General features: G+C 35.1%; 15 protein-coding genes and 1 other annotated feature (1 of these 16 running past the window's edge). Of the genes, 8 read left to right on the top strand and 7 right to left on the bottom strand.

Going from position 1 to position 11,827, the window contains the following annotated elements:
• Positions 1-30: 30 nt before the first annotated feature.
• Positions 31-1,395, bottom strand: coding sequence for an MATE family efflux transporter (locus ACSG5Z_RS19565; RefSeq protein ID WP_087984834.1), 1,365 nt, complete (start codon positions 1,393-1,395; stop codon positions 31-33).
• A 181-nt stretch (positions 1,396-1,576) separates the two neighbouring features.
• On the opposite strand from ACSG5Z_RS19565, the gene uppP reads away from it, so the two are divergent.
• Positions 1,577-2,368, top strand: coding sequence for a bacitracin resistance undecaprenyl-diphosphatase (uppP, locus tag ACSG5Z_RS19570; RefSeq protein WP_060489503.1), 792 nt, complete (start codon positions 1,577-1,579; stop codon positions 2,366-2,368).
• 29 nt (positions 2,369-2,397) lie between these two features.
• On the opposite strand, the gene ACSG5Z_RS19575 is transcribed toward uppP, so the two are convergent.
• A complete protein-coding gene (locus ACSG5Z_RS19575; RefSeq protein ID WP_097908378.1) occupies positions 2,398-2,985 on the bottom strand; it encodes a thioredoxin family protein in 588 nt (195 codons plus the stop codon).
• A gap of 33 nt (positions 2,986-3,018) precedes the next feature.
• Positions 3,019-3,450, bottom strand: coding sequence for a YrvL family regulatory protein (locus ACSG5Z_RS19580; protein ID WP_060489505.1), 432 nt, complete (start codon positions 3,448-3,450; stop codon positions 3,019-3,021).
• Between the two features lie 162 nt (positions 3,451-3,612).
• Between ACSG5Z_RS19580 and ACSG5Z_RS19585 the strand changes: the two genes are divergently transcribed.
• Complete coding sequence (locus ACSG5Z_RS19585) at positions 3,613-4,032, top strand: MarR family winged helix-turn-helix transcriptional regulator (RefSeq protein WP_000081442.1); 420 nt, start codon at positions 3,613-3,615, stop codon at positions 4,030-4,032.
• A gap of 136 nt (positions 4,033-4,168) precedes the next feature.
• Positions 4,169-4,324 carry a hypothetical protein gene (locus tag ACSG5Z_RS19590; RefSeq protein ID WP_000184933.1) on the top strand — a complete coding sequence of 52 codons (156 nt, stop codon included), beginning with the start codon at positions 4,169-4,171 and terminating at the stop codon, positions 4,322-4,324.
• 22 nt (positions 4,325-4,346) lie between these two features.
• On the opposite strand, the gene ACSG5Z_RS19595 is transcribed toward ACSG5Z_RS19590, so the two are convergent.
• Complete coding sequence (locus ACSG5Z_RS19595) at positions 4,347-5,582, bottom strand: dicarboxylate/amino acid:cation symporter (RefSeq protein ID WP_000814822.1); 1,236 nt, start codon at positions 5,580-5,582, stop codon at positions 4,347-4,349.
• Positions 5,583-6,799: 1,217 nt separating this feature from the next.
• On the opposite strand from ACSG5Z_RS19595, the gene ACSG5Z_RS19600 reads away from it, so the two are divergent.
• Positions 6,800-8,143 (top strand): TrkH family potassium uptake protein, encoded by a 1,344-nt coding sequence (locus ACSG5Z_RS19600; RefSeq protein ID WP_435711997.1) that lies wholly within the window; start codon positions 6,800-6,802, stop codon positions 8,141-8,143.
• A gap of 33 nt (positions 8,144-8,176) precedes the next feature.
• On the opposite strand, the gene ACSG5Z_RS19605 is transcribed toward ACSG5Z_RS19600, so the two are convergent.
• Positions 8,177-8,569, bottom strand: a complete 393-nt coding sequence (locus tag ACSG5Z_RS19605) for an imidazole glycerol phosphate synthase (protein WP_137012683.1) — start codon at positions 8,567-8,569, stop codon at positions 8,177-8,179.
• Between the two features lie 202 nt (positions 8,570-8,771).
• Here ACSG5Z_RS19605 and ytfJ point away from each other — a divergent pair, with 202 nt between their 5' ends.
• Both ytfJ and ACSG5Z_RS19615 read left to right on the top strand, forming a co-directional pair.
• On the top strand, positions 8,772-9,239 hold the full coding sequence (gene ytfJ, locus ACSG5Z_RS19610; protein ID WP_053078521.1) for a GerW family sporulation protein: 468 nt from the start codon (positions 8,772-8,774) through the stop codon (positions 9,237-9,239).
• Between the two features lie 108 nt (positions 9,240-9,347).
• A complete protein-coding gene (locus ACSG5Z_RS19615) occupies positions 9,348-9,437 on the top strand; it encodes a hypothetical protein (protein WP_000608225.1) in 90 nt (29 codons plus the stop codon).
• 363 nt (positions 9,438-9,800) lie between these two features.
• Here the strand turns inward: ACSG5Z_RS19615 and ACSG5Z_RS19620 are convergent, their stop codons facing one another.
• Together ACSG5Z_RS19620 and ACSG5Z_RS19625 are read right to left on the bottom strand one after the other, a co-directional pair.
• Positions 9,801-10,040, bottom strand: a complete 240-nt coding sequence (locus tag ACSG5Z_RS19620; protein ID WP_435711998.1) for a YkuS family protein — start codon at positions 10,038-10,040, stop codon at positions 9,801-9,803.
• An 86-nt stretch (positions 10,041-10,126) separates the two neighbouring features.
• Positions 10,127-10,366 (bottom strand): DUF3911 family protein, encoded by a 240-nt coding sequence (locus ACSG5Z_RS19625; RefSeq protein ID WP_000752504.1) that lies wholly within the window; start codon positions 10,364-10,366, stop codon positions 10,127-10,129.
• 68 nt (positions 10,367-10,434) lie between these two features.
• Between ACSG5Z_RS19625 and ACSG5Z_RS19630 the strand changes: the two genes are divergently transcribed.
• Positions 10,435-10,641, top strand: coding sequence for a hypothetical protein (locus ACSG5Z_RS19630; protein WP_137036230.1), 207 nt, complete (start codon positions 10,435-10,437; stop codon positions 10,639-10,641).
• Positions 10,642-10,782: 141 nt separating this feature from the next.
• Positions 10,783-11,679 (top strand): branched-chain-amino-acid transaminase, encoded by an 897-nt coding sequence (ilvE, locus tag ACSG5Z_RS19635; RefSeq protein ID WP_087985494.1) that lies wholly within the window; start codon positions 10,783-10,785, stop codon positions 11,677-11,679.
• Between the two features lie 17 nt (positions 11,680-11,696).
• Positions 11,697-11,827: a binding site (T-box leader), on the top strand; it runs 97 nt beyond the window's last position.

The following is an 11,827-nucleotide window of genomic DNA, read 5'->3' on the forward strand; positions in this document are numbered from 1 at the left end:
GAAAAAATATGCATAAAGAAAACCGCCCCTCTATCGTGAGCGGCGGTTTTCTATTGTATATTTTCTTTGAACTTGAAAGAGACGGACAAGGAGGAAGATAGCGCCAAATGCTAGACCGATAATAAGACCGATCCAATATCCTTTTGCTGCCCAGTCAGTATAAGTTGCTAATATGTAACCGAGAGGGAGACCTATTACCCAGTAAGCGATTAATGTCATAATTAAGGAAACATTTACGTCTTTATAACCACGTAGTGCCCCTTGTACAGGAGTTGCAATTGCATCTGAAATTTGAAATAAAATCGCAAATATAAGAAATTCTTTTGCTAAATGATGAACTTGTATATCTGTCGTATAAATTGAAGCAATTGCATCATCAAAGAAGTAGAGAAGAATTGAATATAATAGGGCGAATGCAAGTGCTAAGCCAATCCCGATAAATCCATATTGTTTTGCGTTATTGTATCGCTTTGCTCCAACTTCAAATCCAACAGCGATGGTCATTGCCATTGCTAAACTTAAAGGAGTCATATATAACAAGGAAGCGAAGTTCATAGCTGCTTGATGAGCAGCGATTGTTGTCGTACTAAAATTACTCATCATAAGTGTCACCGCAGCGAAAATACTCGTTTCAAAAAAGATAGCAAATCCGATAGGGACGCCAAGTTTTAAGAATTCAGTCCAACTTGAAAGAGAAGGACGATATAATTGTTTAAATATATTGAAAGATGCGAAAGGCTCTTTCGTACGAATAATAATAACGGTAATGATTAAAATGCACCAATAGGTTGCTGCAGAAGCAATTGCCGCTCCAACACCACCGAGTTTTGGAAAACCGAAATGACCAAAAATTAATACATAATTTAATACTACGTTAATTGGTAATGATAGTAATGTAATGATCATCGTTGTGCGAGTTTTTCCTAATGCATCAATAAAGCCGCGTAAAACAGTGTAAGTAAATAAAGGGATAATTCCAATTGCAATAATACTTAAAAATTGTGCCGCAATACGTTCCACTGGTTCTTCCAGGCGCATGCCGTTTAAAATAGGTGAAACAGCGAAGAAACCGATAAGGATGACCACGAAACTAGCACAAATTGCTAAATATACTGCTTGTATGACAACTTGGGGAACATCCTCTTTTTTCTTTGATCCAACTAGCTGCGCAACAATTGGAGTAGTAGCCATTAAAATTCCTGTTAATCCGGTACTAACGGGAAGCCATATACTTGTTCCGATAGCAACACCCGCTAAATCAATAGGACTTGCGTGCCCGGACATTGTCGTATCGAAAAAACTCATTGCAAATAATGACATTTGCGTTACGAAAATCGGGAAAAATAGTAATACAAATTGCTTTAATTTTTGTGAGAATGAATTAGTTTCTTTCATAAAATCCCCTTTCCGCTAAAAAAACAAACTCATACTATCATACAATTTAATCAAAAAATAGAAAAGAAATACGCGCATACAACATGTACAATCAATAAAAAAAGGATGCACTTTAAAAGGGGATAAGGTATTATGATAAGGTGTGAAAAATTACATATTTGTTATTAAGGAGGCACTACTCGTGGCTGATTGGTTAATTGGAATAATCATGGGTGCTGTTGAAGGTTTAACAGAGTTTTTACCAGTTTCATCAACAGGACATATGATTTTAACAGGTCATTTACTTGGATTTGACGACGAGAGAGCGAAAGTTTTCGAAGTTGTTATTCAATTGGGATCGATTTTAGCAGTTGTTGTTATATTTTGGAAGCGTCTATGGTCTTTAGTAGGTATTGGGAAAGTAACAGATGGACCATCGTTAAATTTATTACATATTATTATCGGGATGATTCCTGCCGGCGTACTTGGCGTATTGTTCCATAGTGCGATTAAAGAAGTTTTATTTGGGCCAGGCCCAGTTGTCATCAGTTTAGTGGCTGGTGGTATTTTAATGATTGTTGCTGAGAAGTTTTCGAAACCAAGTACAGCAAGAACATTAGATGAAATCACATATAAGCAAGCATTTACAATTGGGATGTTCCAATGTTTAGCGCTTTGGCCAGGATTTTCTCGTTCTGGTTCTACAATAAGTGGTGGTTTATTAGCTCGCGTGTCACATACAGCGGCGGCTGAATATACATTTATTTTAGCAGTACCAATGATGGTAGCTGCAAGTGGTTTAGATTTAATTAAAAGCTGGGATATATTAAGTGCGGCTGATATCCCGTTATTTGCAACAGGGTTTATTACAGCATTCGTTGTTGCGATGCTTGCAATTGTTTCATTCTTAAAATTATTAGGTCGTGTAAAACTAACACCGTTCGCTTACTATCGTTTCATTTTAGCTGCGGTATTCTATTTCTTCATTATGTAATAAAAAAACTGCCGAGTTCGGCAGTTTTTTTATTTTACTACTTTTTCCATCATGCTTTCCATTACATGTTCCCAAAGAGAAGTATCATCAGCTAATGTAGCACGGAAATTAGCGTACATTTCTTTTTGTTTCTCTTCGAATGTTGGATTTTCTTTTTCAGGCAATGTAGCGCGCATTGAAGTTACTAACTCTTGTACTTTTGGAGCGCGTGGTCCCCAAACGGCTTGTTCATTTCCATCTTTATCAATGAAAATAAAAATTGGAATGGCACGTGCTGTTCCATTTGTTAAATATTGATCCATTAATTCTAAGTTTTCATCGCGAATTAATAATCTCATATCAATATTTGCAACTTCAGAAATTCGTTTCATAACAGGTACGCATAAAAGAGCGTCACCACACCAATCAGCTGTTAATACGATAACACGCCAGCCATCATTTTGGCGTTCTTCTAATACAGGAAGTAATTCATTTGGAATTGAAAAGTTATTATAAATGTGCAGTAGCTCATATTGATTTACTTTCATTTCATTCACATATGTATCAAAGGACATACCTTTATCAGCCCATTGTTGTAAGTTCATAAGTAACACCTCTTTAGTATGATTTGTTTTCATTGTACCAATTTTTATATAGAAAAGCTTGCATTCTTACTCTTTCTTGTCACTTAATAATTGATTTAATAGGAAAAGGAATAGTATGACACATAATTCAGTAAGATTGGACAGTTGTACGCTCTCTATCCAATCATCGGCAGTATGAATGACGAACCAATCTAGCGTAATTTCAATGATTGCAAAAAGAGTAATAGCCAGCCAATTTGGCATGTTTTTTGTCATTGGATATAGCAACGCCTTGAGGAAACCGAAGATAAAGAATGTAATACCGTCTAAGAAAGTAATTAATAGAAAAAATAGAAGTAAAGCAGTGCGTGATCTATACTCTATACCTGTAATATGAAAGATTCCTACATAAACAAAGAATATAAATGCAAAAATTATAATGAGAAACAGAATAACAAAACCAATAATCAAAGTCTTATCTTTTAGATTGAGATTAAAAAATTTTTCTTCTTCACTCACTATTCCATCCCCTTTTTCTGGAAAATCAACTTTATTGTATCATGAAATATCTATTAAAAAACTACGAATTGTGGGAAAATAAGGTGACAAAAAGTAAGATTTCATGTAAAATTATTAATAAGGTTTTTATTTAACTAAATGAAATAAAAGGGGCTGTCAAAGTTGTCTCAAAATCGAGAGCAATTAATGGAAGAACTATCGACAAATGTTTTTGCTATGTTCCGCACGTTGCGTAATGATATTGGAAAGATATTTGGTGGTTACATACCGTGGAATGAGTTCATCGTCCTTAGAATATTGAATCGTACGAATAAAGAAATGGTATCACGTGTAGCCAATGAGTTAAATGTGTCGAATAGTCATATTACAGCTGTTACAGAAAAATTAATTAATAAAGGTTTTGTAACTCGTTCACGTTCTACGTCAGATCGCAGAGTTGTATATTTGGAGATTACAGAACAAGGAAAAGATTTAGTTGCAAAAATGGAAGGGGAGAAAAAGAAATATTTACAGGAAAGATTCTCCGCGCTTTCAGAAGAAGAAATGAATATAATGATATCAATTTCTAAAAAACTTATTTAATTCATCACAGGTAAGAAAACGCTTACGTAATAAAGGAGAAGACCTTCCTTATGAGAGGAAGGTCTTCTTTCGTATGTAAAAGATTATAAAAAAGAAAATATGTAACATACTACTAGTAAAGGAAGGGGGCAGACATATGACAAATCGAAATGGTAGTAAAGGGAGCGGAAATCAAGGCTCACCAAAATCAGGACAATTTCAGCAAGAGTTTAGTACTGAATTTGAGACTGGTAATGATAATAAAGGAAAAGAATATCGTTCGAAAAAAGGAAGTAAATCAAAAAAGGAGTGAAATAATTCACTCCTTTTTTGATTTAAGATGCTGCGGATTGATCCGTATTATATTTTTCTTCTGATTTTGCGACGATCATTGCGCAAATTGCATCACCGGAAATATTTACAGCTGTTCTTGACATATCTAAAATGCGATCAATACCGATAATTAAGGCAATACCTTCTACCGGTAGATTTACTTGATTTAAAACCATCGTAAGCATTACAAGTCCAACACCTGGTACACCAGCAGTACCGATACTAGCTAGTACAGCAGTTAATACGACGACAGCTAATTGGGACATAGTAAGCTCAACTCCGTATACTTGAGCGATAAACACAGTTGCTACACCTTGCATAATGGCAGTACCATCCATATTAATTGTTGCACCTAGTGGTTGTACAAAAGAACTTATCGCTTTTGGAACGCCAAGTTTTTCTTGTGCTGTTTTCATTGCAAACGGAAGAGATGCATTAGAGCTAGATGTACTAAACCCAATTGCCATTACCGGTCCGAAATGTTTAAAGAAACGGACAATACTTTCTTTTGCTAATACCTTTAATAATCCGCCATAGACGAAGACGCCGTGAATAATAAGTACTAGCATAACGACAATCATATACTTGAACATCGCAGCGACGCCTGCAAGACCCATTTTACCAACGGATGAAGCGAGCAATCCAAATGTTCCGATTGGAGCTAATTTCATAACGAGATTAACAAGATACATCATTAATTCGTTGCCCTGTTCAAGTAATGAATGGATACCTTGAACCCGTTTTCCTAAAATAGCTATACCGAGTCCGATTAATACGGCAAAGGCAATAATTTGTAACATGTTTCCATCAGCCATCGCTTTTGCTGGGTTATCTGGTACGATATTTAGCAATGTATCGACGAAAGATGTTTCGGTTTTTGCCCCTTCATATTTAAGCCCTTCGGTTTTAAAGTTACCGCCAGATCCTGGTTGTATAATCAGTGCAAATGTAACTGCAATAGAGATGGCAACGGCTGTAGTTACAAGAAAGAATGAAATTGATTTTAAGCCGATTCTTCCAAGTTGTTTCGGGTCTCCAAGCCCAGCAGATCCAAGCACGATAGAAATGAATACAACAGGAACAACTAGCATTTTAATGAGGCGAATAAATAATTGACCAAGTGGATTGAACACATATTGATTTAATGGTTCAAAAATGGATGGTGCAGCTAAATTTAAAGTGAGTCCGACGACTAAACCGAGAAATAATGCGATTAAGATTGCTTTTGTTTGTTTCAATAAAACCCCCCCTTTATTTTTGTGAAATTACTTTCTACATTAATTGTACAGAAAAACCGCCTATTTTGACAGTATTTTCTGAATATTTTGTATGAAAATATGTATTTAAATATAGATTGCTTTTGCTAAAGTAAGCAAAAAAGTTGGGGAATCTAGTTAGAACACAAAGTAGACCATCACATAGGATGGTCTAGGGAAGGGGACAATTTATGTCGATTTAATTAGGGATGGAAGCCATTCAAAGACACTGGGGAATGTCTTATAAATTAGGGAGGAACAGCTTCGATACATATACTATAAAAGTTGGATGTGACCCCCATGTGAACATAGAGTGAAAGAGAGAGGGAGTTTTAAATAGAAGATAGAGTAAACAAAAAAATAAGACCATCACAAATGATGGCCTAAGGAAGGGGACAATTTATGTCAATTTAATTAGGGATGGAAGCTGTTCAAGACACTGGGGAATGTCTTATAAATTAGGGAGGAACAGCTTCGATACATATACTATAAAAGTTGGATGTGACCCCCATGTGAACATAGAGTGAAAGAGAGAGGGAGTTTTAAATAGAAGATAGAGTAAACAAAAAAATAAGACCATCACAAATGATGGCCTAAGGAAGGGGACAATTTATGTCAATTTAATTAGGGATGGAAGCTGTTCAAGACACTGGGGAATGTCTTATAAATTAGGGAGGAACAACTTCGATACATATACTATAAAAGTTGGATGTGACCCCCATGTGAACATAGAGTGAAAGAGAGAGGGAGTTTTAAGTAAGAGGTAGAGTAAACAAAAATAAGACCATCACAAATGATGGCCTAAGGAAGGGGACAATTTATGTCAATTTAATTAGGGATGGAAGTTGTTCAAGACACTGGGGAATGTCTTATAAATTAGGGAGGAACAACTTCGATATATATACTATAAAAGTTGGATGTGACCTTGATGTGAACATAGAGTGAAAGGTATGAGAATTTGAGAAATGATACATATAAAATGATTGTTGCGAGAGTTGTAGAGTACGAATAAATATAATAGAAAGTTTCTTGTCATAAAATGAAGTGAAGTCCGAATATAAATAAAAGTTGTAATCTATGAAAAAAAGGATTATGCTCAACTATATTATAAGAATATGAGGTTTATCCGACTATTTGAGGGCTCTTAAAAGCCTTTATTTATGAAGGAAAAGCTGCACTTTATTAAGGGAGTTAGTGATATGGAAGTAACAAAAAGACAAGGGCTGTATAGTCGTTTTATACGATTAAATCCACCACAAATATTAGCACTAGGTTTTTTCTGCTTAATTGTGGTTGGCGGTTTGTTATTAAAGTTACCATTCGCAACGAAAGTACATATTAGTTGGGTAGATGCTTTCTTTACGGCAACGTCAGCAGCAACTGTAACCGGATTAGGAGTAGTAGATACTGCAAGTACGTTTACGATGTTTGGCGAGATTGTTATTATGTTTTTAATTCAAACAGGTGGTTTAGGTCTTATGACAATTGCCATTTTAATTGTTTGGGTATTAGGTAAAAAAATCGGGTTACGCCATCGATTATTAATCGGAGAGGCATTTAATCAGACAAATATAGGTGGTCTTGTAAAGTTAGTAAAACGTGTCTTTATATTTTCAATTTGTATTGAATTGATTGGAGTTATCTTTTTATCATTTCGCTTTATTCCAGAGTTTGGCTTTGGAAAAGGTGTATACTATAGTATTTTTCACGTGATCGCATCATATAATAATGCCGGATTTGCTCTATGGCCAGATAATTTAACGAGGTATGTAGGAGATCCTATTATTAATATTGGGATCTGCTCTTTAATCGTAATAGGTGGTCTCGGTTTTACTGTATTAATTGATATATGGTATAGCCGTAGTTTTCGAAAATTATCGCTTCATTCCAAAATCATGATTGTTGGAACAGTAGCGCTAAATGTGATAGCGATGATTGTGATTTTTGTATTGGAATATAATAATGTGAAGACGTTGGGGAATTTACCTTTAAATGAAAAGTTATGGGCTTCTTTTTTCCAAGGTATTACTCCTCGTACTGCTGGATTTAATACAGTTGACTACGGGGGGATGGAAGAATCATCTATATTATTTACGATGGTTTTAATGTTTATTGGTGCAGGAAGTGTATCGACAGGTGGAGGGATTAAATTAACAACGTTTGTTATTTTAGTTACATCCGTCCTTTCTTTCTTTAGAAAAAAAGAGGAAATCGTTTTATTTCAGCGCACGATAAAAATGTCAACAGTAACGAGAGCGTTAGCCATTGCTGTTGCCAGTCAAATACTCATTTTTGCAGCAGTATTTGTATTAATGCTTACAGAAAACTTTAGTTTTATTCAGTTACTATTTGAAACAATTTCAGCGTTTGGAACAGTAGGGTTAACGATGGGGATTACTGCAAAGTTATCAGCATTTGGAAAATGTATTATTATGTTTGTTATGTTTTGTGGATTAATTGGACCGTTAACACTTGTTTTTTCTTTAGCGCGACCAGCAAAACAAAAAATTAAATATCCATCGGAAGATGTATTTACAGGATAAGGTATCCCGCATAAGCGAGATACCTTTTTCTTTTTAAAAAAGGGAGAACAATAATCCGACAAGTGCTACTCGGAATAAAATTGCAATGAGTGCTGCAATTCCGCCGACAATCGCAGCGATACCACCAGTTACAGTAGCTCCGCGATTATAAGCGTAAATTCCTAGTAATACAGAAACAAGACCAAATAATGTTGGGAAGGTAAAGAGTGATAAGATAGATAAGGCAAGAGCGATAAAGCCAGCAGTTGATCCAGCGGCGGACGATCTTACATCATCTTTATTATCTTTCTCATCGTAATCATAATCAATGCGCTGTGGTGCAACCTCAGCTGCATATTCTTCTTTATAGTCACTATAATCACTATCTATTCTATCTCTTTTTTTATACTCATCAAATTTCTCAGTCAAAGTCATGGCTCCTTTCATAACAAGGTTCAATAGTAGTATGCATCTCTTTTTCTTTTTTATCCCGCTATTGTAGCCCGTAAATATCTGATTGCTGATGGCTAATAATCAGTGGGGGATGAACAAAGCCCTGCTGATTAAAGTTTCACTTTATCCGAACGAGTACAAGGCGTAATTCCACTTAGAAGAGTAAAAATGTTTTTTTGAAATAGGAAAAGTTAGTATGACTTCCTCTATTTTGGAAAGTATAAAAAAGAATAATGAGGAAAGGGTGCAATACATAATGGAACATCCAATTGAAGATTTAATGAAAACAGCAATGACAAATTTAAAAGAGATGGTAGATGTAAATACGATTGTCGGAAGTCCAGTTTCAACAGCTGATGGAAATGTAGTATTAACAGTATCTCAAGTGGCTTTTGGTTTTGGTGCCGGCGGAAGTGACTTTAAAGGTGATTTCATTTCCGAAAAGCATAATAACGGACAAGGGCAGCATAAAGAGAAGAAGCAAAGCCATCCATTTGGAGGCGGAAGCGGGGCTGGGGTTTCTATTAGCCCAGTTGCTTTTTTAGTAGTCGGTTCTAACGGTGTGCAAGTATTACACCTCAATAGTAGTACACATTTAATTGAAAAGGCTTTAAATACGGTACCAAGCACTGTAGATAAATTTGTAAATGGTCGCCAAAAGTGAACTTGCATTTTTTAGGAATTATGATATATTAGAAAAAGTGCGCTTTAAGATGATCGGAATAATTGAACTGTAAATATATATGATGTGTGGAATAAGGGAGAGGAATTTATGATTAATATCAAAAACTTAGTAGTTGGCTTATGTATGTTAGTAAGCGGTTTTGTTGTATATGTAATAAAAGAAAAAGCTCCATTCTAAAACAGACAAACCGTTACTGTCTGTTTTTAATTTACAAAAAACGTTGACAAGTTATTGTATTAGTGTTAAAATTTTAATTCGTGTCTCGGTTACAGCTAGTGTAAAGTAAATAAATCTTATAAATATAATACGAAAAGTTTGCGAAAGATCGGGTAGTCTTACCAACAACTTTTGTGAACAAACCCTATAAATTATTATTGTAGGCTTTATATGTATACTAGTGAATCAAGGAGCGGTCAGTGGAACCGTAATGATGAGAGAGAGGTAGGGCTTTCATCCAGTATATGTTACTTTCCCGTTAGGTGAATATAAAAAAGAGGACTCCTTTTCAAAAGGAGTCCTCTTTCTTTTTGTATAATACATTTAAGTGCAGCTCTCTACTTGCTGACAAATTTCATCTGTTGTTAAACCATGAGCTGCAATTACCGATCCCTTAATTGATGCATCTGCAATACCCATCATATTAGAATCTTGCCCAGTTACAACACAACAATCGCACCCTTGTGCATCCTGTTCGGAGCCCAGGGTAACAACTTCATGTCCCTGTTGCTGAAGAGCTTGTTGAACATCTGTTAATGAGTTTTCAACGCCAATTCTAGCCATAATTCTCACCTCCTACCATCTAGTTGCTAGTATGCTCAAGTCCACTGCATATATTTATGAAAAGACGGTAGGAAGTAAATCTTTGTTTAGTCGTTATATACACCAGTAAGCATTTGACTTACGAATTGATCGTTTAAAGTATCTTGGGCAGAAGAAGTATTTGAATGAATGTCAATTGAAGCAATAAAATTATTATGTTCTTTATTATTTGGTTCTACCTCTACATAATTATCGAATTTACAAAAACCTTTCGTATCCATTAGATCAAATAGTTGAAGCATTTCTACTACCTCTTGTCTCGTTCCTTTAATTTGTACACACGCCATATTGATTTCCTCCTTCATTTTGACAAATTGTTTTTTAAAAATAGGATTATGATTACGAAACGAAAAATATGAATGTTATTTTTAGACAGCGTTATTTTTATTATTTTCCCCCTTTTTCAGCAAAAGTCGTTATATATTACCGAATTTATAAAAACGGACGTCCGTTTATTGAATACAATAGATTCGTATCAATTGATGAAAATCCTTCTTTTAAACAAATATTTTTTTTAGTGGAAATTGACGAAAAAAATTTTTTGACTTTTTGTAAACGTTAACAATGCTGTTAAATCAATATAATCAAAGATGTACGTACGATTAAAAATTATAAATTTTCTAAAAATTCACTTGATTTATTTAGAAAGGAGAGTAAACTAGGAAACAATAAAAAATTCATAGAACATAGGAGGCGCTTTCCAGTGAACGAGCAATGGATTTTCTTAAATGGAGAATTTGTTCCAAAAGACGAGGCAAAAGTTTCAGTATATGATCATGGTTATTTATATGGCGATGGAGTATTTGAAGGAATTAGAGTATATAGCGGTAATGTTTTCCGTTTGAGAGAGCATCTTGTCCGGTTATATGAATCAGCAAAATCCATCATGTTAGAAATTCCATATTCTTTAGATGAAGTAACGAATATTGTTGTTGAGACGATTCGACAAAATAAATTATCTAATGGATACATTCGCCTTGTTGTATCGAGAGGAGCAGGAAATCTTGGATTAGATCCTGATTCTTGTAAGAAACCGAATGTAGTAGTAATTGCAGAACAACTATCTTTATTCCCGCAAGAATATTATGAAAAGGGGATTCCAGTTGTAACAGTTGCAACGCGCCGAAACCGTCCAGATGTTTTGTCGCCTCAAGTAAAATCTTTAAATTACTTAAACAATATTTTAGTTCGTATTGAAGCGAAATTAGCTGGAGTACAAGAAGCACTTATGTTAAATGATCAAGGATACGTAGCTGAAGGCTCAGGAGATAACGTGTTTATTGTAAAAGGAAATAAATTAATTACACCACCAAGTTCTGCTGGAGCGTTAGAAGGCATTACACGAAACGCTATATTAGAAATCGGTGAAAAACTTGGATATGACGTTAGAGAAGAGTTATTTACAAGGCATGATGTATATGTAGCTGATGAAGTATTTTTAACAGGGACGGCTGCTGAAGTAATTGCTGTTACGACAGTAGATGGTAGAACGATTGGTTTAGGGCAAACAGGTCTACATACGAATCGTTTATTAGAAGAATTCCGAAAGTTAGTTGTAGAAGATGGAGAGAAGATTTACGAAGAAAATAAAGTTGGATAACAACTCTTTATAACAATAAGAAAGCGTTGAGAGGGAGGAGTAGTTGATTGTGAAGCCTCACAGAGAGTCGGTGGTTGCTGAAAACCGATGGTTCACGTCGACGAACATCGCCCTTGAGTGCTAAGCTGAAGCATTTGTCTAGGCTTAG

The sequence above is a fragment of the Bacillus pretiosus genome, assembly GCF_051294775.1.
In the GTDB taxonomy this organism is placed as follows: domain Bacteria; phylum Bacillota; class Bacilli; order Bacillales; family Bacillaceae_G; genus Bacillus_A; species Bacillus_A wiedmannii.

What these genes read in the sequence shown, in the direction of transcription:
- ACSG5Z_RS19565 (WP_087984834.1), bottom strand. Translation starts at nt 1,395, where the DNA reads ATGAAAGAAACTAATTCATTCTCACAAAAATTAAAGCAATTTGTATTA.
- ACSG5Z_RS19575 (WP_097908378.1), bottom strand. Translation starts at nt 2,985, where the DNA reads ATGAAAACAAATCATACTAAAGAGGTGTTACTTATGAACTTACAACAA.
- ACSG5Z_RS19590 (WP_000184933.1), top strand. Translation starts at nt 4,169, where the DNA reads ATGACAAATCGAAATGGTAGTAAAGGGAGCGGAAATCAAGGCTCACCA.
- ACSG5Z_RS19600 (WP_435711997.1), top strand. Translation starts at nt 6,800, where the DNA reads ATGGAAGTAACAAAAAGACAAGGGCTGTATAGTCGTTTTATACGATTA.
- ACSG5Z_RS19605 (WP_137012683.1), bottom strand. Translation starts at nt 8,569, where the DNA reads ATGAAAGGAGCCATGACTTTGACTGAGAAATTTGATGAGTATAAAAAA.
- ytfJ (WP_053078521.1), top strand. Translation starts at nt 8,772, where the DNA reads ATGACTTCCTCTATTTTGGAAAGTATAAAAAAGAATAATGAGGAAAGG.
- ACSG5Z_RS19615 (WP_000608225.1), top strand. Translation starts at nt 9,348, where the DNA reads ATGATTAATATCAAAAACTTAGTAGTTGGCTTATGTATGTTAGTAAGC.
- ACSG5Z_RS19620 (WP_435711998.1), bottom strand. Translation starts at nt 10,040, where the DNA reads ATGGCTAGAATTGGCGTTGAAAACTCATTAACAGATGTTCAACAAGCT.
- ACSG5Z_RS19625 (WP_000752504.1), bottom strand. Translation starts at nt 10,366, where the DNA reads ATGGCGTGTGTACAAATTAAAGGAACGAGACAAGAGGTAGTAGAAATG.
- ACSG5Z_RS19630 (WP_137036230.1), top strand. Translation starts at nt 10,435, where the DNA reads ATGAATGTTATTTTTAGACAGCGTTATTTTTATTATTTTCCCCCTTTT.